We start from the raw sequence: 21,525 nt of genomic DNA on the forward strand, positions 1-21,525 counted from the left end.
TAAGGGATATCAAAGCGGGTTGGCGGCTTGGCCAAGATGACGGGCAATGCCATCAAGCCGCTCTATTTCAGACTGTATGCGTGACTGCTCGCGCTGGCTGGTATTCACTGCCGCCAGCGTACTGGCCTCCAGCGCCGCCAAGGCACTGGCATTCTCTGCGGCGGCCAGTTGGGCGGCCTCCTGCAACTGGGCCATCTGCTCGGCAATCGAAGCACGCAGCCCTTCATAGTCCTTGGCCAGCGCAGCTTTCTGCACCTGCTCCTGCTCGCGCACCACAGCCACCGTCTCATTCAGCTTGGTCAAGTGGGCTTTCAGGGCTTGGACTTTACGGGTTGCGTCTTCCAGCACATCCTCAATCGCCCAGGAATCATCGGCCGCATCCAGCGCGGCAACGGCCGCCCGCTGGTTCACCGGGTCCATGGCGCGCAAGCCATCCAGTACTTTCAACAGGCGCTCTGCCGGAAAGGTAGTACCAGGCACACCAAATACCGCGTAGATGGATTCCAGCGGCGTGTTCTCGGCAATATGGTTGCTCACGCCTTCCGCCGTCGCCTGCGGTATTGCCGGCGGCTTGGTTGCAGGGGGCTCAGGCACCGCCCGGCTAGTGCCCATCAGTTCAAAATCAAGCGGGGCAGCCATGGGGGCGGCATCCGGCTCCACCGGATCCGGCTCGACCAATTTCGCTTTGATCAGAAAGCTCTTGAGTGACACGCTTTTCTCCAGAAAAGTTGGGCGGCTCGGGCATTAGTCAATCGCTAGCGCATGCACGCTGGGCCTTGCCTATATGCAACAAAAAATCTTAGCACAGCCCCCACCCCACACAAGGCGCCCCTGCGCAGGCAGGCTTGGGGGCCAAGCACAGTGCAAGGTGGCGCGGATACAGCACCGCCTGCACCATCAGCTTGATATCTAAGGCCTATCCAGCATGGGCCGCAGATTCCGGCTCGCCCACAGCCAGCAAAACCCGCCTAGAAATAGTCGCGCAAACGGTAATATGACATACCCACGGCCTGAAATAGCGCGCCCAATTTCTCGCCACCGGGAAAAGGCGGATTGCGCAAGGCGGTAAACAGCTTGAGATGGGTGTCGTCGCCCCGTATCGCCTCCGCCAGCACCCGGCCTGCCACGCAGGTCGGCACAATGCCGTGACCAGAGAAGCCCTGCGCCCAGTAGACATCACCGTCGCAGCCAAAGTCCGGCGTACGCGGCATGGTGATGTCGATATGCCCACCCCAGGCGTGGGTTACCTTGGCCGACTGCAGTTGCGGAAACACCTTGAGCATGTCGGCGCGCATGCCCGCCGCCAGATTGCGCGGGGTCTTGCCGGTATAGGTGCATTTGCCGCCAAACAGCAGGCGATGGTCTGCCGTCATGCGGAAATAATCGAGGATAAACTGGTTATCCGACACGGCATGGCCCGATGGCAGCAATTGCTTAGCCACCGTCTCGCCCAGCGGCTCGGTGGCGATGATATAGGTGCCGACTGGCAGCACCCTACTCTGCAGGCGGCTATCCAGCTTATCGATATAGGCATTGCAGGCCAGCACCAGCTTACCGGCCTGGATGCGGCCATGGCGGGTCTGCACGGTGACGCCATTGCTGCTACGGGCGTAGCCAGTGGCCTGGCTGTCTTCATGAATACGCACCCCAGCGGCTTCTGCCGCCCGGGCCAGGCCCAGTACATATTTGAGCGGGTGCAGGTGCCCCCCCTTGCTGTCGAGCAAGGCGGCCTGGTAGCGATCGGAGCCTATATGCTGCGGCAGTTCCGCCTTGGGTATGAAGCGCAGCCCCTCATAACCCCACTTGCTGGCCGCTTCTTCCTGCCAACCCGTCAGCAGGCCCACGCGCCGCTGCTGCACCGATGTCCACAAATGCCCCTCGGCCAGGTCGCAGTCGATATCGTGCCGGGCAATACGGCCGCGTATCTCGCCCGCCGCCTCCTGTATCAGCCGCCATACCTCGCGGGCGCCTGCCAGGCCCAATGCAGCCTCGAACGGCGGCATATCGCAGCTAAAGCCCAGGATGATCTGCCCACCATTACGGCCGGATGCCCCCCAGCCCACCCGGCTGGCTTCTATCACCGCCACTTTGAGGCCAGCCTCGGCCAGATTGAGCGCGGTATAGAGGCCGGTAAAGCCGGCGCCGACTATGACCACGTCGGCATCCACCTCGCCCTCCAAGCGGGGCCGCCGCACCTGCTGCTCCTGGCTGCTGACGCTGTAATAGCTATCCAGATAATCTGTGCCCTGCTGAAACATGCCGCGTGTCTCCTGCTTATCATTTTGATGGCGGCGGCCATTATGGCGAAGCAGCGTTGCGCTGTCGCCACCGCCGCGTAGCAGTGCCCTGCCACGCTACAACAATTCAGGCCGCTGCTCTAAACTGCCGCGTCCTGCAAACCGAGTACGATAGTCATGCGCCGCAGCTTTGACCCCCACCGCGAACCCCAAGCCGATTTCAATCTGGTGCGCCAGCAACTGCAGCACGGCTATCAAGGCCCCTTTCTGTTGATGGACAGCGACGTATTGCGCGAGAAAGTCCGCCGCTTCAAGGCCGCGCTGCCCCGCGTAACGCCGCACTACGCCGTCAAGTGCAATCCCACCCAGGCGGTGCTGGCGGTATTGCACGAGGAAGGTGCAGGCTTTGAGATCGCCTCACCGGCCGAGCTGGATGCCTGCCTGGCCCTGGGTGTGCCCGCAGAGACGCTGTACTTCAGCAACCCCATGCGCGCGCGCGAAGCCATCGCCCTGGCAGCAAAGGCTGGCGTGCAATGGTATGTAGTGGATTCGGTCAGCGAGCTGCGCAAGGTGCATGGCATCAAGCCCGACGCCAGCTTCTACCTGCGCCTGCACACCAGCAACGAAGGCTCGGTCTCGCCTTTGTCAGAAAAATTCGGCGTGTTCGAAGAGGAGATCGAGGCCATCCTGGACGAAGCCGTCAAGCTCGGCGCCGACTTGGCCGGCGCCACCTTCCACGCCGGCTCGCAATGCCTCAATCCGGACAACTGGCGCATAGGCATAGAAGCCGCCGTCGCACTGTTCGACACCATGCGCACCCGGGGCCTCAAGCCCCGCCTGCTCAACCTGGGCGGCGGCTTCCCGGTCGAGCACCGGGCCGCCATCCCATCGATACGGCAGATTGCCGAGATCATCAACGCCGCCCTCGTCGCGGTACCCGACGATATCCGCATCATGGCCGAGCCCGGCCGCTTCCTGGTATCCGACGCCGGCTGGCTGGTAACCCGCGTCATCGGCCAGACCGTACGCAAAGGCCAACCCTGGGCCTATCTCGACGCCGGCGTGTTCAACGGCCTGCTGGAAACCACCACCGGCATCGAATACGACATGCGCAGCGACCGCCAGGGCGATATCGTACCCTGGGTGGTGGCCGGCCCCACCTGCGATTCTATGGACATCTGCACCCGCAGCCAGCCCCTGCCAGCCGACCTGACCGAAGGCGACTTCGTCTATGTACGCAATGCCGGCGCCTACAGCAACGCCTGCGGCTCCACCTTCAACGGTTTTGCCTTGCCTGAAGTGATTGTGGTGTAGCGGACTTGCGGGGGTAGGCAAACTGCAGGGGGCCGTCTTGTGTTTAGCACCGCGTTGAGACCATCCAGGCACGGCGGTTTCAAAACGCTAATGCAACTGTCAAGTTGTCAAACGTCGTCGTAACTCCACTGGACACCCTCACGCAGAAGAAAGCCGCCAACGGCGGCTTCCCTTACTATCCATACAACCGCTCATACTCAGTCGCTTTTATCGCTATCATCGTCGCGCTGAGCGAAGGTGCCTGCATTACAAACCTGCGTCATGCGCCTGCTGATCTGCATGGTAGGAGCTACGCACCAGCGCGCCGACGGCAGCATGCTTGAAGCCCATGCGGTAGGCCTCGGCCTCGAATGCCTTGAACTGGTCGGGGGTGACATAGCGCAGCACTGGCAGGTGGGAGTTCGACGGTGCCAGGTACTGGCCTATGGTGATCATGTCGATATCGTGGGCGCGCATGTCGCGCATCACTTCCAGCACCTCTTCATCGGTCTCGCCCAGGCCCACCATAATGCCGCTCTTGGTCGCTACATTCGGGTTGAGCGCCTTGTAGTCCTTCAGCAGCTTGAGCGAATGCAGGTAATCGGAGCCTGGCCGTGCCTGCTTGTAGAGGCGCGGCGCGGTTTCCAGGTTGTGGTTCATCACGTCTGGCGCCGTCTTGGTCAGGATATCGATGGCGATATCGAGCCGGCCGCGGAAATCCGGCACCAGCACTTCGATCTGGGTGCCGGGCGACAATTCGCGGGTCAGGCTGATGCAATCGGCAAAATGCTGGGCACCGCCGTCGCGCAAGTCGTCCCGGTCCACCGAGGTAATCACCACATACTTGAGCCGCAGTGCGGCGATGGTCTCTGCCAGGTGGCGCGGTTCGTTGGTATCCAGCGGATTGGGGCGGCCGTGGCCCACATCGCAGAAGGGGCAACGGCGGGTACAGATGTCGCCCATGATCATGAAGGTGGCCGTACCCTTGCCGAAGCACTCGCCGATATTGGGGCAGCTGGCTTCTTCGCACACCGAGTGCAGCTTCTGCTCGCGCAGGATGTTCTTGATCTCGTAAAAACGGCTGCCACTGGGCGCCTTGACGCGTATCCAGTCTGGTTTTTCCAGCGGTTTGTCCAGCGGCACGATCTTGATGGGAATGCGGGCAGTCTTGGCCTCGCCCTTGAGCTTGACGCCTTGCTCGGCGCGGGCGGGCGGGGTAGTAACGACGGGCGAGGACATGCTTGGGGGTTCTTTCTTTGTTATGGATACGACCGCAGGCCACCCTGGATCGCAACGCGACATGGCGCACAGGATGTATCGCTTCGCCCCCCAGCCATGCAAGGCCGATACGATAGATGTGCGCTGCGCCTTGCGTAGACCAAGCAGCTTGCAGCTGCACCCTTATATAAGCAGCTCAGCTAGCGGCCGGCTTGGCGCTCAGGGCGTAGTCTGCTGGCGAGGCAGTACCTTCCTGCCCCAGCAAGGCATTGATTTTAGCGGCCAATTGCGGCGCAAGCGAGGCCGGCGTTTCCCGAATGCCGAAATCGGCCAGCTGTATCACCCGCAAACCGGCGTAACCACAGGGGTTGATCTGGCTGAACGGCGACAGGTCCATGTCCACATTCAGGGCCAGGCCGTGATAGCACTTGCCATCGCGTATGCGCAGGCCCAGCGAAGCGATCTTGGCTTCATCCACATAGACGCCGGGGGCATCTTCCTTGCCATAGGCGCGTATGCCGTGGTCTGCCAGCAGATCGATGATGCTTTGCTCGATACGGCGCACCATCTCGCGCACACCCAGCTTGCGGCGACCCAGATCCATCAGCAGATAGCCTATCAGTTGCCCTGGGCCGTGGTAGGTCACCTGGCCGCCACGGTCTATCGGCACGATGGGGATATTGCTTCTTTGCAGCACGTGTTCCGGCTTGCCGGCCTGGCCTTGCGTAAACACCGGCGGGTGTTCCAGCAGCCAGAGCTCATCGGTGGTGTTGCCATTGCGGTGGCTGGTCATGGTCTGCATGGCACGCCAGGTCGGGATGTATTCCTGCGTCCCCAGCCAGCGGCTTGCTACGGTCGATCCGGCCAGCATGATCTCGTCCTGCAGCAGCATCAAGGGCAGTTGCCTGCCTTCGGGCTGGGATGGCAGCATGCCTATGGTGCGGGCGCCAAAGCGGTGATAGAAGGTTTCAGCCTTGGGTTCGGCGGCAATCAGCAAGGGCTCGCTGCGGCCCAGGTGCTGCCTGGCAGCCGCCAGCAGTTGGCGCCCCAGGCCTTGTCCCATGGTGCCCGGCAATACCCAGCAATGGGTCAGCTCGGCCAGGCCGTCTACCCGTTCCACCATGGCAAAACCCACCGTTTCGCCGCCAGTTTCGGCCACCACGGCCCAATTGGCAGCCAGCTCCGGCTCGGTGACGGTCAATCCGTCACGCCAAAGCGCCAGCCATTCTGCCGGGTAGCCCCAGTGGGCCTTGGCTGCATGGGCAATGGCGCTAAGTGCCGCGGCCGCTCCCGGCCGCGCCGGGCGTAAGCTAAAGCCTGCACTCATAGCACGTATTTCACCATGGGGTGTCCGGTCACGGCGCGATAGATTTCATCCAGCTGGGCCTGCGAGATGGCCGTCACCGTGACAGTCAGCGACACATAATTGCCGCCTGAACTGATACGCAGCTCGATATCCTCGGCCACGATATCCGGCGCATGCACCCGTACCAGCTCGAATATGGTCTGCGAAAATTCATCATGCCGCGCACCCATCACCTTGATGGGGAAACGCGTTGGAAACTCGAGCAGGGGTTTATCCTGTTCACTCATCGTCTATTCCTTTCCTGCCCGCATCACGGTGCGTTTGAAATCCTGGTAGTACTGGTCCAACTGCCTGGCCATGGGGCCGACACAGCCATCGCCCACTGCCTGGCCATCGAGTTCCACGATGGCCAGCACCTCCCGAGTGGAGCTGGTCATCCACAGCTCATCGGCATTGCGCACCTCTGCCTCGGTCACCGGGCGTACCTCCATGGGTACACCATGCTGGCGCGCAAGCTCTATTACCAGGTCGTAGGTAATGCCCGGCAGTATCAAATGGTTCTTGGGTGGGCAGGCGATCACGCCCTGCTTCACCACAAATACATTGCTTGCCGCACCCTCAGACAGCATGCCATCGCGGAACATCAGGCACTCGGCACAGCCTTGCTGTTTGGCCGCCTCGCGCAGCAGCACCGTGGGCAGCAGGTTGAGCGATTTGATATCGCAACGCAGCCAGCGGAAATCGGCATGACTGATGGCGCGCACACCCTTTGCCTTGGCCTCGGGCGATGGCGTGACCAGCGGGCTGGGGTTGATCAGCACAGTGGGGGCCACGCCAGCAGGGAAGGGAAAATCCCGCTCGCCGGCATTGCCGCGTGTCACATGCAGGTAAACGGACTGATCATCGTAGGCCTGCAGTCGTATCACCTCGCGCACCAGCTCTGCCCATTGCAGCGGTGTGTGCGGGTTGGGCAGCGAGATGGCTGCCAGGCTGGCGTCCAGCCGGGCCAGATGCTCATCCAGCCGGAACGGATTGCGCGAGTAGACAGGGATCACCTCGTACACCCCGTCGCCAAACAGGCAGCCGCGATCAAGCGCCGAGATCATGGCATCTTCAGCACGGCAAAACCGGCCATTCAGATAAAGCATTGCTAGCCCTTAGAGAGACTTGGAAAACGCCTGCTGCTGCTTGATAGCGGTATAGCCCAAACTCAGGTAGAAACAGTGTGCCTCGGGCCGCTCCATACCAGAGCGCAGGGTGATCCGGCCCACAGCCTGGGTGCGAGCCCAGTCCTCCAGACCGGCCATCAACGCCCGCCCCAGCCCCTGGCCACGGCAGGCGACGTCCACCACCAGGCCACCCACTTCCACCGCCGGCTCCGCCTCCAGCACCACCCGCACATAGCCATGTACCCAGCCCAGTATCTGCCCCTGGGCATCGGCTACTACCAGCACCCTGTGGTCTGGTCTGGCCAGCATGAATTGCAAATTGTGGCCAAGCAGCTGATTTTCAATGGGATAGCCCAATTGCGCCGATAGGCGGATCAAGCCCGCCTGATCGGCCAAAACCACCGGGCGCAGCGACCACCCCGGCTTAGCTACCTTGGCGTCTGTCCCTGCTTTCACGACCTATCCATGACTCCGGTCCAGCACAGGCGCTCAGTTGAACCACAGCTTGACGCTATCGACACTACGACCGAAGAAACCAGCCTCTGGCACGGCAGTCAGTACCTTAAGCGGCAGCTCGGCCAAGGGCTGGCCATCCACGCTCAACTTGATGCTGCCCACCACCTGGCCTGCCGCCACCGGCGCGGTCAAATGCGGCTTGAGCAGTACCTGTTTCTGCAGGCGGGCCGAGGCTCCCTTGGCCACCGCCACATACTGATCGGTATCAAAACCGACCGGCACCGTATTGCTGGCCCCCTTGTACACCTTGACCTGGCTCACTGGCTGACGGGCCGCGAACAGCTTGGGCACGTCGAAGAACTGCATGCCATAGCCTAGCAGGCGGGCGCTTTCATTGGCACGGGTCACATCAGAATCCGTACCCAGCACCACACTGAGCACCCGCCGCTGTCCGTCGCGCTTGCTTGCCACCAGGCAGTAGCCTGCGCTGTCGGTGTGGCCGGTCTTCATGCCATCGACTTGTGGATCGCGGTACAGCAACAGGTTGCGATTGGGCTGGGAGATATTGTTGTAACGGAAATCCCGCATCGAGTAGATGGGATAGTGCTGCGGAAAATCGCGGATGATGGCGGCTGCCAGGATGCCCAGGTCGCGCGCTGTGGTGTAGTGCTGCGGATCAGGCAGGCCGGTGGAGTTCATGAAGTGGGTGTTCTTCATGCCCAGCCGGGCTGCCTGCTGGTTCATCATGCCGGCAAAGGTTTCCTCGGTGCCGGCGATGGCTTCGGCCAGCGTCACGCAGGCATCGTTGCCGCTCTGCACGATCATTCCCTTGATCATGTCGCTGACCGAGGCTGGCTTCTTGGGATCAAGAAACATGCGCGACCCTTCGGTGCGCCAGCCTTTTTCCGATACCGTAAATTGCTGATCCATCTTGATGCGGCCTTCCTTCAACGCCTGGAAGGTCAGGTAGGCCGTCATCAACTTGGTCAGGGAGGCCGGTTCAATACGGCGGTCGGCATCCTTGGCAGCCAGGGTGGTACCGCTATTGAAGTCCAGCAGCAAATAGGCAGTTGCCGACAGATCAGGGGCGGGCGGCACGGGCAATGCAGCAGCACCAGCCTGGACGGACAAGGCGACGGCCAGGGCAATCAGGGTATTTTTCATGCGGGATATAAGGCGGAATGATGCGAGAACGCAGGATTATAAAGCAATCGCCCGCGCTAACCGGTGCGGTCGATTCCGAAATCGCAATTAGATTGCCGATACCGTTGCGACTCGCGCAGCGCGGCGATGTTCCCCAGCCACAGCGTTGTTCCGGCTGTATCACCCTGCGGACCTGGCGGGACGTTGTGCCAGTTGCACCGATGGCTGGATCAGGCCCCTGCCACGAACCGTACCTCTATCCGCCCGGCCTGGCTATCCAGCCACAGCAGCCAGTCGCGGCGTCCCTGTACGCAGAGCGGTAGCACCACCTGGGCTGCGGCCACCCCGCCCGGCTCATCATTGAGTGGTAGCGCTATCGGGCCCATATCCATCCCTACCATGCCAAAGCGAGCGGTGATCGGCCCGGCCAGGCCGCGCACCTCCAGCTGAAATGGCTTGAGGGCAGAGGGAAGCTGCAAGGCTCGGACCTCCACCACCTGCGTACCATAGGGGATGCGGCAGGGCTGAGTCAGATCAGCGCAACTGGCCGTCAGCACCGAGGGCGGGGCCACGGGCCGCAGGCGATTGGCCAGCAGTAGCAGGGCCGTCAGGCTGGCCACTGTCATCAATAACCAGCCGGCGTGCTTCATGACAGCCCTTGCCAGGCGGCCCGCAGCAGGGCAACGCCTTGGGCGCCTGCAGCCTGTGCCGCGGCGAGATCGGCCTGCTTGAGACCACCAATGCCATACACAGGGAAGGGCCAGCCCTGCCCCACCAGCGCGGCGAAGCCATCCCAGCCCAGCGTAGCGCTGCCTGGATGGGTCTGTGTAGGCTGTATCGCCCCCAGCACAGCGTAATCCAGGCCCAGCTCAGCCACCCTGGCCAGCTCTGTTGCATTATGTACCGATGCACCACACCAGCCCTCAGGCCGTTCGGTGGTTTCCATCAGCACCCGCGCAGGCAGATGCACACCGGCCGCGCCCAGGTCGTGCGCCCGTTGCGGTTGGCCATGCACCAGCAGGCGAGCCCCATAGGGCTGCAACCGTGCCTGCACCTCGGCTGCGAGGCCTGCGTAGGCCTGCGCTGGCAGTTGCGGCTCGCGCAGCACCAGCCAGCGCAGGCCTTGCGCCAGTGCCAGGTCCAGCTGCCTAAGCCAGGCCGCCTCGCCCAATTCCGCCACATTGGAAAACGGCAACACCGCCGGCAACTGCAAGCCACGCAGGATGGGGGTGTTGGCGGGCAACACCGGGTCCACCGTCAAGGCTCCCGGCACCTGCCAAGCAAATGCCTGCCCTTCATGCGGGTGGGGCTCACCCTGCCAATCGGTCACCTTGAAGAAATTGAGCCTGACATGGGCATGGGGATAGGTGAAGGTCTGCACCAGCCAGGGCTGCGCCGCCGAAACGGTCACGCCCATTTCCTCGTGCAACTCGCGCACCAGCGCCTGCAGCGGCGTCTCGCCCCCCTCCAGCTTGCCCCCTGGGAACTCCCACCAGCCGGCATAGGGCTTGCCTTCCGGGCGCGAGCCCAGCAGGAACTGGCCATCAGGCCGTATCAGTATGCCGGCGGCAACATGGGTAGTCTTGGTTTCGGTCATCTTTGCCCTGATAAAGGTAATGGACGGCTACGCCCTAGCTGATGCGCCCTGCCCGATCACGGGCAAACTGCCAAGCCACCCTGCCCGAGCGTGAACCACGGCCCAGCGCCCAATTGAGCGCAGCACGCTCCAGAGGTTCGTTCCACTCATGCCGGCCAAACTCGGCCAGCCAATGACGCGCAGCAGCCAGATATTCCTCCTGGCTGAAGGGATAGAAACTCAGCCACAGACCAAAGCGCTCGGACAGGCTGATTTTTTCCTCTACTGCATCTGCCGGGTGCACCTCACCATCCACATGGCGGCTACGTCTGTTCTCGTCAAAATACTCGGGCAACAGATGGCGGCGATTCGAGGTGGCATAGATCAGGATATTGCTGCTGGTTGCCGCAATACTGCCGTCCAGTACCGACTTCAGCGCCTTGTAACCGCCCTCGCCCTCCTCAAAGCTCAGGTCGTCGCAAAACACGATAAAGCGCTCCGGGCGATGCGCCAGCTTGGCGACGATATCGGCTAGGTCACACAGATCGTCCTTGTCCACCTCCACCAGACGCAGGCCCTGGTCGGCAAACTCATACAACAGGGCTTTGACCAGCGAGGATTTGCCGGTGCCGCGTGCGCCGGTCAGCAGTACATTGTTGGCCAGCCGCCCCTGCACGAACTGGTGGGTATTGCGGACGATCTCGGCCTTTTGCGGTTCGATGTTCTGCAGATCAGCCAGCCGCAGCCGATGCGGTTGGTGCACGGCTTCCAGCCAGCCCACAGTGGTGCCCAAGGCAGCCTGCTTGCGCCAGCGAAAAGCCGTGGCAGACCAATCGGGCGCGGCGTCTGCTGGCGGCAGTATGGCCTCCAGCCGGGCCAACAGCTGCTCAAGATTCATCGTCGCCTCCACGGCGGCTCAGGTAGATCAATCCAGCACCCAGCAGTGCCAGCACCGTACCGCTGCTTGCCAGCAGCACCACGGCCGGGTTGCGTTGCCACAAAGAGGGTATGGCAGCACTGTAGCCGGGCTCGCGGCAGACGGCGCGGGCATAGTCATAAGCGCCGCCGCCGTCCAGGCAGACATCCACCATGGCCCACTCCACCCCCTGCCGCAGCAAGGCGCCCGTCAGCAGCATCAAGCCCAGCCCGGTAATGATCTGTGGCGCGAGGCTGCGCTGGCTCACGAGCGGTAGTCCGCGTTGATCTTGACGTAGTCGTAGCTGAAATCACAGGTCCAGACCGTGGCCGCCACCGGGCCACGGTTCAGCACCACGCGTATCAGTATCTCGGCCTTGTTCATCACGCGCTGGCCGTCTTCCTCGCGATACGCCGGGTTGCGACCGCCCTGAGTGGCGACCAGCACGTCGTCCAGATAAAGATCCAGCTTGTCCACATCCAGGTCGTCGATGCCGGCATAGCCTATGGCAGCCAGGATGCGGCCAAGATTGGGGTCAGAAGCAAAAAAGGCTGTCTTGACCAGTGGCGAGCGGCCTATGGCATAACCCACAGCCTTGCATTCGCTCTCGTCACGGCCACCCTCCACTTGCACGGTCATGAACTTGGTGGCGCCTTCACCATCGCGGACAATGGCTTGTGCCAGGGTCTGCGCCACCGCCGTCACGGCATCACGCAGCAGCGCGTATTCAGCGCTGTCGGCATCGCTGATCTCGGCGCCGGTCTGGCCGGTAGCAATCAGCATGAAGCTATCGTTGGTCGAGGTGTCGCCATCAATGGTGATGCAGTTGAAGCTGCGGTCAGCCGCATGCTTGACCAGGGCCTGCAGCAGCGGCTGTGCCAGCTTGGCGTCCAGCGCTACATAGCCGAGCATGGTCGCCATATTGGGGTGAATCATGCCGGCGCCCTTGGCGATGCCGGTGATGGTAATGGTCTGCCCTGCCACCTGTACTTGCCGGCTGGCTGCCTTGCTCACCACATCGGTGGTCATGATGGCCTCGGCGGCATCGGCCCAGTTGGCGGGCGACAGATTGGCCACTGCACCTGGCAACGCTGCCACGATCTTCTCGTAGGGCAGAGGCTCCAGTATCACCCCGGTAGAGAACGGCAGTATCTGGCTGCGCTCGGCACCCAGCTCCGCTGCCAGTGCATCGCACACCTTGAGCGCCCGCTCGCGCCCATCCAACCCGGTACCGGCATTGGCGTTGCCGGTGTTGACCACCAGCGCACGCGGCGTAGCCTGGGCCAGATGATCGCGGCACAGTTGGACCGGCGCGGCGCAAAAGCGATTGCGGGTAAACACCCCGGCCACTTTTGCACCTTCTGCCAGCAGCATCACCAGCACATCCTTGCGGCCGGGTTTCTTGATACCGGCGCTGCCTATGCCCAGGGTAATGCCGGGAACGGCGTGCAGGCTGGCGGGGTCGGGGGCGGTGAGGTTGACGGGCATGGTGGTTCCTTAGACTTTTCTGAGTCGAATGCTGCGGTACGAAAAGGCGATGATTGTACCGTTGCTGTTACAGGAATACAGGGGGATTAACGAGGCAATGCACGCGCAATTAGGGTAATTGCCGCAACCGGAAACAGTATCAATTGTTCGCAAGTGATAGCCCCTACCTGGTTTGTGCGCTATCAGCGGCGATCTCACCCACTTGGCCGACCATCCCCATGCAGCATCCCGGCCAGAGCGCTATCATGCCGCATCCCATTTGCTCCGCTTCTACACAAGGTAGCCCCATGTTCGCACCCGACATCTATCGCGCCCGTCGCGCGGCACTGGCCCAACAGGTCGGTTCTGGCCTGATCCTGCTGCTAGGCAATGCCGACAGCCCCATGAACTACACCGACAACATCTACCACTTTCGCCAGGACTCCAGCTTCCTGTATTTCTTCGGGCTGGACCTGCCGGGGCTGGCTGCCGTGATAGACGTGGAGGCCGACAGCGCCACCCTGTTTGGCGACGATGGCGGCCTGGACAGCATAGTCTGGACCGGCCCGCTGCCTAGCTTGGCCGAGCAGGCCCAGGCGGTGGCAGTCAGCCAGACGCTGGCGCTGTCCAAGCTCGACGGCGTGGTGAGCCGCGCCCGCGATGGTGGCCGCAAGGTGCACTATCTGCCGCCTTACCGCGCCGAGCACCGCGTCTGGCTGGCGGAACTGCTGCAGCTCTATGTCGCAGCAGTGGACGATGCGGCATCCGAATCGCTGACCCGTGCGGTCATCGCGCTGCGCTCGGTCAAGTCGGCCGAGGAAATCGCCGAGATGGAGAACACCCTGGAAGTCGCCTACCGCATGCATATGCTGGCCATGCGTTCGTCCCGCCCCGGGGTAAAGGAGCAAGAGGTGGTCGGCTTGATGACCGGCCTGGCGCAGAGCCAGGGCCGTGCGCTGGCCTACCCCGTCATTTTCAGCCGTGACGGCCATATCCTGCACAACCACGGCCATGGCTACACCCTCAAGGCTGGTGATCTGGTGGTCAACGATGCCGGCGCCGAGAGCCCGCTGCACTACGCCAGCGACATCACCCGCACCATTCCGGTGGCAGGCCGTTTCAACGAACGGCAGAAGCAGGTCTACCAGGCCGTGCTGGATGCACAGCTGGCGGCCATTGATGCCATGAAACCCGGCGTACCCTACCGCGAGGTACACGATCTGGCCGCCAGGGTGCTGGTCAGCGGCTTGGCCCCCACCGGCCTGTTCAAGGGCGATGCGGCCGAGGTAGTTGCCAGCGGTGCTTACGCCCTGGTGTTCCCGCACGGGTTGGGCCACCACATCGGCCTGGATGTACACGATATGGAAGCGCTCAACGAGAATTGGGTGGGCTACGGCGAAGGGGTAGAGCGCGCCAGCGAATTCGGCCGCAAATCGCTGCGCCTGGGCCGTCCCTTGCGTGAAGGCTGGGTCGTGACCGTGGAGCCTGGCGCCTACTTCATTCCCGCGCTGATCGAGCGCTGGGCAGCCGAGCAGCGCCATGCCGGTTTGATAGACTACGACGTGGCGCGGCAGTACGCCGACTTCGGTGGCATACGTATCGAGGATGACGTGCTGATCACAGCCGATGGTGCGCGCGTGCTGGGCAAACCCATACCCAAGACCATTACCGAGATTGAAGCGCTGGCGAGTGCCTAACTTGAATCAGACCAGCCGGCATCTGCCTTAATTACGGCGGACAAGTGGCCTAACCACCCCTTGTCCACCGTATCTATCGGAACATGCAAAGTGCCTGACATCAACCACCTAGCGTACCTTTGGGAGTCCGGAGACTGGGCATTGGCGCAAGGCATACATAGCGAAGCACATGTCATTGTCAGCTTTGCTGAAACCGGCGTATCAGTCAAAGAGTTGGTCGCTTTACGTGGCTTACTTCCTCAATTCAGCACCATGGCCCCCGCAGCCGTCAGAGCCTTGGCACAAGAGGAAAGGGAACTCGATCTCGGCCGCTACGGCAATCTTGAGGCCCGGCGCCTTCATAACAAAGCAAAAAAACTGGGTTTGAACGCACATCTCAAGGATGCCTCGTATGTCGTCTACCAACCTATCCACCGCATCAATGGGGTTTCGCATCTACCCTCTGACGATGAGGCCGTGAATCAAGCCGTCATTACTGAAATGCTGCGCCGCAACCTCCCCATCCACATTGGGTATGAAACGGACTAAGAGCGGCTAACAAAACCCAGCGTAGCGGTTCTGGCTAAGCGTGCGAGCGATGGAGCGCGCAGCAGACAGTACGTGGGTACGGCCAGCTCGCACAAAAACGCCAGAGGTATTTGTTAGCGGCTCTAAGCGCTACGCTTGAGTCAAGCGCCTCTTCCGGTTTATCCTGCGCACTGGTCGGCAGTTCACCCAGGCGTCGCCGGTTCATGCGAACCACGCTAAACCTGCCAGGCAAAACCACTCCATGCGCCTCTCGGCGCAGCTTGGCTCGAAACCTGAGTGCCAAGCCACAACGGCGACCATGGCATGCAGCTTGGACTGCAGGCACGACGACAAGGAATCGACCATGTCTCGTCCCGTTTTTCCGTTTTACGCTGACGATATCTCCTCCCTGGCCCGCTCGCTGGTCAAGCAATGGGCAGATGCCAGCACACCACCCGGCCATCTGCAGATGCTCAATATGCTGGCGCGTGCTGCCGGCTATCAGAACTTCCAGCATTTCCGCGAAAGTGCCGAGGCGGTAGTCTCCGCACCGGCGGCCGCCGCGCCGGCCGTCGCCGCGCTTCCCGCCGCCGCTCCTCCACTCAACGGCCCCAGGTTGGTAGCGGGCAAGATGGTGGCACCTGCCAATACCCAGCGGCTATTGCGCCATTTCGATGAGCAAGGGCGCCTGCTGCGCTGGCCGGGCAAGTTCTCGGAACAATTCCCCGTGCTCTGGACTGTTTGGGCCCGCCTGCCGGCCCGACAGGATATGACTGAGCGTGAAGTGAATGACTACATCAGACAGGGCGAGGCGTTTGGTGACCACGTGCTGCTGCGGCGCGAGCTGGTGAACTACCGCCTGCTGGAGCGCACGCCCGATGGCGCCCGATACCGCCGGCTGGAACAGGCACCGCCGGCCGATGTACGCGAGCTGATGCAGCTCTGCCGCCAGCGGGCCGCCGCATGAGCCCGCTGGTACTCTGCAGCCCCAGACCCCACAACGCCACCGTGTCCACCATCACCCTGACCCCACTGCAAGCAGCCGCCTTGCCGGCATTGCAGCAACTGCGCGATGACTTGCTGGCACCCCATGCCCAACCGGGCTTGGCCGAGGAGCTGACCGACGTGGCACGAGGCCATGGCCAGCATGCCTGCCTGGCTTGGCGCCGTGGCCAGGCGGTGGGTTGTGCTGGCTGGGTGCTGCAGGGGGTGGAGCAGGATGGTTGCGGCTATGGTGCACCGCTACTGGCGGCAGACCAGGAGGTAGCCAGCTTGCTGATTGCCCGGGTCATCGCGGTGGCGAGCGAGGCTGGCGCCAAACGCCTACGCATCGGTAGCTTTGCCGCCGAATCGGCCAAGCAGTCGGCACTGCTGGCTGCCGGCTTCGTGCCGGTGTTCGAGTTCGTTCACTGGGCGCTCCCCCTGCCTATAGCCGGCACCACCACGCTACCAGCAGGGCTGCGTAGCCTGCCCTACGCCGAGATCGACTGGCCTGCCCTGCGTGCATGCTATGCCCAGTGCTTCCAGCAGGTACCCAACGCCCCCGTGCCAGACGTGGCCGCCATGCAGGAGGAGTGGTCGGCTGCCGATTGGACAGTCAGCCGCGTGCTGGTCGATGAGCAGGGCCACTACCAGGCGTTCTTGCTGGTCAGCGGCGAAGAGGTCGATGCCGTCGGAGTCATGCCGGCACTGCAAGGCCGAGGCTTGGCTGCGGCGCTGTATGCCCAAGCAGGCGAGGCGCTGCGGCGACGGGGAGTCAGCCATCTGCATGCCATGGTGGCCAGCAGCAACGGCGCCTCCATGGCACTGCATGAGCGGCTGGGCGGGTACGAGCACCTGCCCAGGCGCACGGTGTATCAGCTATCCCTCTGCTAGCCCCAGGCCAGCCGCCACGGCGGCTGGCATTCAAGGCGCTTTGGGTGGTGCGGGCGGAGCCGGCACCTTGGGTTGCTTGGCCATGACATCACGCACCTTGTAGTCGGCCGGCGGCTTGAAAAGGTCGCTGGCGGGTTCGCTGCGCTTGAGCTTGGTCAGCTTGTAGCTGGTTTCGCCACTGCGGGGGTCACGGGTCTGGGTTGCCAGCACCACCTTCAGCTCAGGTGCGTACCAGCGCTCCGTCACGATCTGGATAGGTTTTTCATTGCCGATCCGGCCAGCCGGTATGGTACGGACTAACTGGCTGCCTTCCACCTTCACCCCCTCCATCTCCTTGCTACCCAGGGATTTGCGGGCTGCGCCGGATTCAGGTTCGCTGCCCTGCTCCAGGCGCGTCTCCTGGCCATCCTGGCCTCGCAACACCACCACATTGCGCTCTACCCTCACCTCCCTGCCGGCCTGGCCAGCGCCCTCCATCCCAGCCTCATGGTGGCCCACTTCGACACGCGAATTGTGCATCGCGGGGAAAGGCAGCTTGGTGGCCGCCTTGCGCGCTGGGCTCAGCAGCCAATGCGCGCCACCAACGGGGTCGAATATGAAAGCGCTGCGGACAGTGCCATCGTCGTTCAGCGTATCTTGCCGGCTGCGCCCCTCGCCATCGCGATACAGGCGGGTTACCGACCGCTTCACGATGCGATTGCCATCCAGCAGGGTCTGTACTTTCTCGCTGATGGCCTCGGCGCTGTAGGGTGCGCCCTTGACGTTGGCGGCGGAGCCGAACTCGCTCCCGGCAAAGGCCAGCGTATTGCCATCGGCAAACGGCATGCCGGGCATGTGCAGGTTGATCATCTCCGGCGTGGGCGGCAACGGAGGGAGCGGCGGCAAAGGTGGCGCGCCTACGCCATCCCCACCTACCCGGGTAATGATGATGCGTTTCTCCATCGTGCTCTTGCCGCCGTCTGTGGGTGCTGGATCGCCGGCCAGTACGATACGTTCCTCCACCACCTCGTCGGCCAGGGCCAGGGGGGCCAGCAGGCAGAGCAGCAGCCCCAGCGGCAGATGTTGGGTTGTCATGGCATTCCTTTCAGATCAGTTGGTATTTACCGCGTACAAAGCGCAAGGCCAGCGGAGCGCCATCGTCGCCGACCAGCAGGTCGGCCTCGATGGCCTCGTCGGCCAGTTCCGGGTTGACTGGCAAGCCATAGGCCGCCAGCGAGGCCCGGGGCATGGACACTCTCACCATGCGGGCATGCTGGGCGGCCTCGATACGGGCAGGGTCGCCCAGGGGGAAAAAAGCCGTGGTCAGCTCTGTGCTGGCGGTGGGCACCAGAGTGCCGGCAGGGGCCGCCTGCAAGGCCTGTGTCTCGTTCCACAGCATGGGGCGCAGCCACATCAAGGCAGCCAGGGCGGCCACACAGCCCCCACCCAGCGACAGATATAGCCCCCTATCCTGCCGTAGCCACTGCATGAGCCGCTGCCACCGGCTGACGGGAGGATGCTGCTGGCGGAAGGCAGCCAGCAAACCTGCCTCCAGGCCGGCAGGCGGCACTGTCGCGGCCAGTGCCTGGCGTAGCGGCGCATAGGCTGCATGCAGGGTTTTCTCATCGGGTGTCATAAGGTGGTCTCCAGGCGCAAGGGCGCGTGTTCGGCCAGCAGTTCAGCCAGCTTGGCGCGGGCGCGGTTGAGTCGCGAACGCACGGTGCCGATAGGGCAGCCGATCACGTTGGCGGCATCGAGATAGGGCAGTTCCTGCAGATCGCACAGCACCAGGGCTTCGCGGTAGGCAAACGGCAGGGACAAAATGGCTTGGTGCAGGCTGTTGAGTGTCTCGCCTGCCAGCAGTGTCGCCAGCGGGGTGGGGTCGTGGCTGCCGTCAGGCACCGAATCATCCTCGTCTGGCGCCGCGACAGCCAGGTCGTCGCGCCCCCGTCGCACCAGATTGCGCACCACACCGAGCAAAAAGGCAGACAGCGCACCACGCGCCGGATCAAACCGGGCAGGCTCGCGTATCAGCAGCAGGAAGGTTTCCTGGGTGGCATCGGCAGCCAGGCCGCTGGCGCCGCACAGCATCAGCGCAAAGCGGTAGACCACATCCTTGTGGCGACGATAGACCTGGGTAAAGGCCGCCTCGTCGCCCGCCATCAGGCGGTTGTGCAGCTCGGCATCAGTAGGATGGGCTAGGACGGACACTTTGGGCTCGGGTTATGGGTGCCCGACACGGCACCCTCTACCCGTATTCAGCGCTGGCGGCGAAAAAGTTCCAGCGTAGTGGTTCTTGCCAGGCGTGCGGGCGATGGCGCGTGCAGCAGTCAGTACATGGCTACGGCAAGCTCCCACAAGCACGCACAATAGGTTTGTTAGCGGCGCTTAGTCGCTACCTTCTACCGACGGCGTCGGTGCGGCGGGTGTTTCCGCGGCGTCATCGGCTACCTTCACGCTGCCCATCTGTGCCCGCAGCCGCAAGGTCAGTTGGTCGTCGGCTGGCACCATGAAGGCCAGGCAGGTCTCGGCCTGCTGCCTGAAGGCTGGCTCCTTGTAGCTCAGGTAGTTCTTTGCGGCGGCATTGGCCGCTGCCGCCAGCAGCCGGTTGTTGCGGGTGCGCTGGCCCTCTTGGATCAACAGCTCAGCCGCCGCGCGCGTATTATCCTCCACCATCATTTTGGCCGCCTGGTTGGTGGTCTGGGCTATCACCTCGCCCGCCCTTGTGATCACTCCCACCAGCTTGGGGTGCTTGACCAAGGGCTGCACCAGCAGCTGGTCGGCATGGCGGCCGCTGTCAAACCGCAAGGCGATGGGCTCTATCCAGGCTATCAGCGTGCTGGCGATATCCTCGGCATACAATTGTGCCAATAAGGCCAGGTAATCCAGCGCAAAGGCAAAGTCAAAATCCGGGGCATCCCAGTGGGTCGCCAGCTTCCGCATGACATCAATGGCCGCCAGCGGCTCACGGCGGGCGATTGATTCCGCCGCCTGCGCCAGCTCGGCATACCACTCCCCCCGACGGCCCTCCACCCCCAGCTCCTCGGCCTTGCACTTGGCCAGCAGCTGTTTGACCAGGCTGGCGCCATCGGGCAACCCGCCTGCGTTGAACTGCAACAAGGCCAGGTGGAAGATGCTGCGGTAGTCCAGGTCTACCGCCTTGCCATTCAAGCGCACCGCACGGCCCAGGTGCTCGGCCGCCTTGGTCGTATCGCCCAGGCTCCAGGCTATCTGCCCCGCACGCTGCAGGCGCTTGAGGTTGTTGGGCGTGATCTTGAGCGCCTGCTCGGTGATATCCAGCGCATCATCGTAGCGCTCTTCCGACAGATATAGCTCGGCCAACTGGTTGTATACCGGCAGGTAGCGGAAATGCAGGTTGACGATATCGAGCATGGCCGCCTCGGCCGTTGCCTTGTCGCCCATGCGCAAGGCCACCTTGGCCAAGCCCAGCTTGGCCCAGGCCGGATTACGGGTGGCCAGGATACGCTTGTACATGGTGGCCGCTTCTTCCAGCCGCCCCAAGCGGAAAAGGATATTGGCGGCCAGCCGGACGATATCGCCCAGGTAAGGCGTTTTCACCGCCATCATCTGCTGTGCGCTCTTGAGCGCCTTGTTGTAATGCTTGTCGTTCAGCGCCTCATAGATTTCCATCAGCGCCTGGCGGCGATTGAAAGCCTTCTCTATCCGCTCCGACAACTCCCCTGCCTGTACCGGCTTGAGCATGTAGTCGTCGGGGGTTTCCTCCGCCACATTCACTACCCTGGCGTAGCTGGCTTCGGCGGTGACCATGAAGAACAGCGTGGAGAGCGGCAGTAGTTTCTTCTCGCGCAGCTCTTCCAGCAGATCCTGACCTGTCTCCTCTGATTCGAAATGGAACTCGCACAGCACCAGATCGTATTTGCCATCCAGCAATCGGCGGCGCGCTTCGCTGATGGTCGAGGCGGTATCAATGCGGCCCACGTCGCAACCCTGCAAGATGGCGCGCAAGGACAGCCTAACGGTGGATGATGGGTCCGCCACCAGGGCGGAAAGGGAACGCTGATGCATGGTGTTTGCCTGGCTTCAAAGGGCCGCATCAGGGCCAGTGCGTGCCGGCCCAGGGCACGCAGGCCGGGTTATCAGATGACGGGTTCAGGCGCGACCAGCAAGCCATCCTCGTCGGCGTACAACCAGTGGCCAGGGACAAAACTGACACCTGCGAAGTGTAGTACCAGGTCGCGGCTGCCCTCGCCTTTCTTCACGCTCTTGCGCGGGTGGCTAGCCAACGCAAGGATGCCGACATCGTGGCCATGGAGTTCGGTCGTATCACGTACACAGCCCCATACCACAATGCCAGACCAGCCATTCTGCACCGCCAGCTCACCCAGTTGCCCTCCGACCAAGGCGCAGCGCAGGCTGCCGCCGCCATCCACCACCAACACCCGGCCATGACCCTGGGTTTCCAGTGCAGCACGCACCAGGCTGTTGTCCTCGAATACCTTGAGCGTGGCAATCTGCCCGGCAAACCGTCCGCGTTGGCCAAAATGGCGGAAGATGGGGTCGGCCACCTGCACCCGTTCGCCCTGATGATCACTGATATCGGTGGTATGAAAGGTCATGCCGCAGGCTCCATGCAAAATGTAAGGGGTAGCTGGAGCCTAGCAAAACGGGGAGCACATGGCTCCCCGTTTTTTGTCTCTCGTGCTG

The 21,525-nt window shown here is 62.7% G+C and carries 23 protein-coding genes and 1 pseudogene; 5 read left to right on the forward strand and 19 right to left on the reverse strand.

Annotated features, from left to right (window positions below; translation table 11 throughout):
• Positions 1-9: 9 nt before the first annotated feature.
• The gene (locus QQK16_RS01030; RefSeq protein ID WP_284194568.1) at positions 10-711 is read right to left on the reverse strand and encodes a hypothetical protein; all 702 of its coding nucleotides are present in this window, start codon (positions 709-711) and stop codon (positions 10-12) included.
• Between the two features lie 257 nt (positions 712-968).
• Positions 969-2,258 (reverse strand): NAD(P)/FAD-dependent oxidoreductase, encoded by a 1,290-nt coding sequence (locus QQK16_RS01035; protein WP_284194569.1) that lies wholly within the window; start codon positions 2,256-2,258, stop codon positions 969-971.
• 156 nt (positions 2,259-2,414) lie between these two features.
• Between QQK16_RS01035 and QQK16_RS01040 the strand changes: the two genes are divergently transcribed.
• Complete coding sequence (locus tag QQK16_RS01040) at positions 2,415-3,551, forward strand: type III PLP-dependent enzyme (protein WP_284194570.1); 1,137 nt, start codon at positions 2,415-2,417, stop codon at positions 3,549-3,551.
• 246 nt (positions 3,552-3,797) lie between these two features.
• Here QQK16_RS01040 and lipA read toward each other — a convergent pair whose 3' ends face one another.
• From lipA to argJ, 12 genes and pseudogenes are all read right to left on the reverse strand, one after another.
• Complete coding sequence (lipA, locus tag QQK16_RS01045) at positions 3,798-4,769, reverse strand: lipoyl synthase (RefSeq protein WP_308446971.1); 972 nt, start codon at positions 4,767-4,769, stop codon at positions 3,798-3,800.
• A gap of 175 nt (positions 4,770-4,944) precedes the next feature.
• Positions 4,945-5,619: a lipoyl(octanoyl) transferase LipB gene (gene lipB / locus QQK16_RS21200; RefSeq protein ID WP_308446989.1), complete on the reverse strand. Its 675-nt coding sequence runs from the start codon at positions 5,617-5,619 to the stop codon at positions 4,945-4,947.
• Between the two features lie 75 nt (positions 5,620-5,694).
• Positions 5,695-6,075 (reverse strand): annotated as a pseudogene (locus QQK16_RS21205) (GNAT family N-acetyltransferase); the annotation flags it as partial.
• Positions 6,072-6,341, reverse strand: a complete 270-nt coding sequence (locus QQK16_RS01055) for a YbeD family protein (protein WP_284194572.1) — start codon at positions 6,339-6,341, stop codon at positions 6,072-6,074. The pseudogene QQK16_RS21205 and the gene QQK16_RS01055, both read right to left, overlap by 4 nt.
• Before the next feature lie 3 nt (positions 6,342-6,344).
• On the reverse strand, positions 6,345-7,160 hold the full coding sequence (locus QQK16_RS01060) for a D-amino acid aminotransferase (protein ID WP_284194573.1): 816 nt from the start codon (positions 7,158-7,160) through the stop codon (positions 6,345-6,347).
• 51 nt (positions 7,161-7,211) lie between these two features.
• Positions 7,212-7,679, reverse strand: coding sequence for a GNAT family N-acetyltransferase (locus QQK16_RS01065; protein ID WP_284194574.1), 468 nt, complete (start codon positions 7,677-7,679; stop codon positions 7,212-7,214).
• A 33-nt stretch (positions 7,680-7,712) separates the two neighbouring features.
• Positions 7,713-8,843 carry a D-alanyl-D-alanine carboxypeptidase family protein gene (locus tag QQK16_RS01070; RefSeq protein WP_284194575.1) on the reverse strand — a complete coding sequence of 377 codons (1,131 nt, stop codon included), beginning with the start codon at positions 8,841-8,843 and terminating at the stop codon, positions 7,713-7,715.
• 209 nt (positions 8,844-9,052) lie between these two features.
• Positions 9,053-9,472 (reverse strand): hypothetical protein, encoded by a 420-nt coding sequence (locus tag QQK16_RS01075; RefSeq protein ID WP_284194576.1) that lies wholly within the window; start codon positions 9,470-9,472, stop codon positions 9,053-9,055.
• Positions 9,469-10,419: a Nudix family hydrolase gene (locus QQK16_RS01080; protein ID WP_284194577.1), complete on the reverse strand. Its 951-nt coding sequence runs from the start codon at positions 10,417-10,419 to the stop codon at positions 9,469-9,471. The genes QQK16_RS01075 and QQK16_RS01080 overlap by 4 nt, the downstream gene beginning before the upstream one ends.
• A gap of 34 nt (positions 10,420-10,453) precedes the next feature.
• Positions 10,454-11,296 (reverse strand): ATP-binding protein, encoded by an 843-nt coding sequence (locus QQK16_RS01085; RefSeq protein ID WP_284194578.1) that lies wholly within the window; start codon positions 11,294-11,296, stop codon positions 10,454-10,456.
• Positions 11,286-11,582 (reverse strand): hypothetical protein, encoded by a 297-nt coding sequence (locus QQK16_RS01090; RefSeq protein WP_284194579.1) that lies wholly within the window; start codon positions 11,580-11,582, stop codon positions 11,286-11,288. The genes QQK16_RS01085 and QQK16_RS01090 overlap by 11 nt, the downstream gene beginning before the upstream one ends.
• Positions 11,579-12,802, reverse strand: a complete 1,224-nt coding sequence (gene argJ / locus QQK16_RS01095) for a bifunctional glutamate N-acetyltransferase/amino-acid acetyltransferase ArgJ (RefSeq protein ID WP_284194580.1) — start codon at positions 12,800-12,802, stop codon at positions 11,579-11,581. Before argJ ends, QQK16_RS01090 begins: the two co-directional genes overlap by 4 nt.
• A 287-nt stretch (positions 12,803-13,089) precedes the next feature.
• Here argJ and QQK16_RS01100 point away from each other — a divergent pair, with 287 nt between their 5' ends.
• From QQK16_RS01100 to QQK16_RS01115, 4 genes are all read left to right on the forward strand, one after another.
• Positions 13,090-14,478, forward strand: a complete 1,389-nt coding sequence (locus QQK16_RS01100) for an aminopeptidase P family protein (protein WP_284194581.1) — start codon at positions 13,090-13,092, stop codon at positions 14,476-14,478.
• A gap of 90 nt (positions 14,479-14,568) precedes the next feature.
• Entirely contained in the window at positions 14,569-15,006 is a 438-nt protein-coding gene (locus tag QQK16_RS01105; protein WP_284194582.1) for a hypothetical protein, read from the forward strand.
• A gap of 343 nt (positions 15,007-15,349) precedes the next feature.
• Positions 15,350-15,952, forward strand: a complete 603-nt coding sequence (locus QQK16_RS01110) for a DUF2087 domain-containing protein (protein ID WP_284194583.1) — start codon at positions 15,350-15,352, stop codon at positions 15,950-15,952.
• Positions 15,949-16,860, forward strand: a complete 912-nt coding sequence (locus tag QQK16_RS01115; protein WP_284194584.1) for a GNAT family N-acetyltransferase — start codon at positions 15,949-15,951, stop codon at positions 16,858-16,860. The genes QQK16_RS01110 and QQK16_RS01115 overlap by 4 nt, the downstream gene beginning before the upstream one ends.
• A 30-nt stretch (positions 16,861-16,890) precedes the next feature.
• On the opposite strand, the gene QQK16_RS01120 is transcribed toward QQK16_RS01115, so the two are convergent.
• The 5 genes from QQK16_RS01120 to rraA all read right to left on the reverse strand — a co-directional run bounded on the left by QQK16_RS01120 (position 16,891) and on the right by rraA (position 21,437).
• The gene (locus QQK16_RS01120) at positions 16,891-17,934 is read right to left on the reverse strand and encodes a hypothetical protein (protein ID WP_284194585.1); all 1,044 of its coding nucleotides are present in this window, start codon (positions 17,932-17,934) and stop codon (positions 16,891-16,893) included.
• A 10-nt stretch (positions 17,935-17,944) separates the two neighbouring features.
• On the reverse strand, positions 17,945-18,475 hold the full coding sequence (locus QQK16_RS01125; protein WP_284194586.1) for a hypothetical protein: 531 nt from the start codon (positions 18,473-18,475) through the stop codon (positions 17,945-17,947).
• Entirely contained in the window at positions 18,472-19,050 is a 579-nt protein-coding gene (locus QQK16_RS01130) for an RNA polymerase sigma factor (protein WP_284194587.1), read from the reverse strand. Before QQK16_RS01130 ends, QQK16_RS01125 begins: the two co-directional genes overlap by 4 nt.
• A gap of 177 nt (positions 19,051-19,227) precedes the next feature.
• On the reverse strand, positions 19,228-20,886 hold the full coding sequence (locus tag QQK16_RS01135) for a response regulator (RefSeq protein ID WP_284194588.1): 1,659 nt from the start codon (positions 20,884-20,886) through the stop codon (positions 19,228-19,230).
• Between the two features lie 71 nt (positions 20,887-20,957).
• Entirely contained in the window at positions 20,958-21,437 is a 480-nt protein-coding gene (rraA, locus tag QQK16_RS01140; RefSeq protein ID WP_284194589.1) for a ribonuclease E activity regulator RraA, read from the reverse strand.
• Positions 21,438-21,525 lie beyond the last annotated feature (88 nt).

Source organism: Chitinimonas prasina (assembly GCF_030160395.1).
Taxonomy (GTDB): Bacteria; Pseudomonadota; Gammaproteobacteria; order Burkholderiales; family Chitinimonadaceae; genus Chitinimonas; species Chitinimonas prasina.

What these genes read in the sequence shown, in the direction of transcription:
- QQK16_RS01085 (WP_284194578.1), bottom strand. Translation starts at nt 11,296, where the DNA reads ATGAATCTTGAGCAGCTGTTGGCCCGGCTGGAGGCCATACTGCCGCCA.
- QQK16_RS01110 (WP_284194583.1), top strand. Translation starts at nt 15,350, where the DNA reads ATGTCTCGTCCCGTTTTTCCGTTTTACGCTGACGATATCTCCTCCCTG.
- QQK16_RS01060 (WP_284194573.1), bottom strand. Translation starts at nt 7,160, where the DNA reads ATGATCTCGGCGCTTGATCGCGGCTGCCTGTTTGGCGACGGGGTGTAC.
- QQK16_RS01035 (WP_284194569.1), bottom strand. Translation starts at nt 2,258, where the DNA reads ATGTTTCAGCAGGGCACAGATTATCTGGATAGCTATTACAGCGTCAGC.
- QQK16_RS01135 (WP_284194588.1), bottom strand. Translation starts at nt 20,886, where the DNA reads ATGCATCAGCGTTCCCTTTCCGCCCTGGTGGCGGACCCATCATCCACC.
- lipA (WP_308446971.1), bottom strand. Translation starts at nt 4,769, where the DNA reads ATGTCCTCGCCCGTCGTTACTACCCCGCCCGCCCGCGCCGAGCAAGGC.
- argJ (WP_284194580.1), bottom strand. Translation starts at nt 12,802, where the DNA reads ATGCCCGTCAACCTCACCGCCCCCGACCCCGCCAGCCTGCACGCCGTT.
- QQK16_RS01075 (WP_284194576.1), bottom strand. Translation starts at nt 9,472, where the DNA reads ATGAAGCACGCCGGCTGGTTATTGATGACAGTGGCCAGCCTGACGGCC.
- lipB (WP_308446989.1), bottom strand. Translation starts at nt 5,619, where the DNA reads ATGCTGGCCGGATCGACCGTAGCAAGCCGCTGGCTGGGGACGCAGGAA.
- QQK16_RS01100 (WP_284194581.1), top strand. Translation starts at nt 13,090, where the DNA reads ATGTTCGCACCCGACATCTATCGCGCCCGTCGCGCGGCACTGGCCCAA.
- QQK16_RS01125 (WP_284194586.1), bottom strand. Translation starts at nt 18,475, where the DNA reads ATGACACCCGATGAGAAAACCCTGCATGCAGCCTATGCGCCGCTACGC.
- QQK16_RS01040 (WP_284194570.1), top strand. Translation starts at nt 2,415, where the DNA reads ATGCGCCGCAGCTTTGACCCCCACCGCGAACCCCAAGCCGATTTCAAT.
- QQK16_RS01120 (WP_284194585.1), bottom strand. Translation starts at nt 17,934, where the DNA reads ATGACAACCCAACATCTGCCGCTGGGGCTGCTGCTCTGCCTGCTGGCC.
- QQK16_RS01080 (WP_284194577.1), bottom strand. Translation starts at nt 10,419, where the DNA reads ATGACCGAAACCAAGACTACCCATGTTGCCGCCGGCATACTGATACGG.
- QQK16_RS01055 (WP_284194572.1), bottom strand. Translation starts at nt 6,341, where the DNA reads ATGAGTGAACAGGATAAACCCCTGCTCGAGTTTCCAACGCGTTTCCCC.
- rraA (WP_284194589.1), bottom strand. Translation starts at nt 21,437, where the DNA reads ATGACCTTTCATACCACCGATATCAGTGATCATCAGGGCGAACGGGTG.
- QQK16_RS01115 (WP_284194584.1), top strand. Translation starts at nt 15,949, where the DNA reads ATGAGCCCGCTGGTACTCTGCAGCCCCAGACCCCACAACGCCACCGTG.
- QQK16_RS01070 (WP_284194575.1), bottom strand. Translation starts at nt 8,843, where the DNA reads ATGAAAAATACCCTGATTGCCCTGGCCGTCGCCTTGTCCGTCCAGGCT.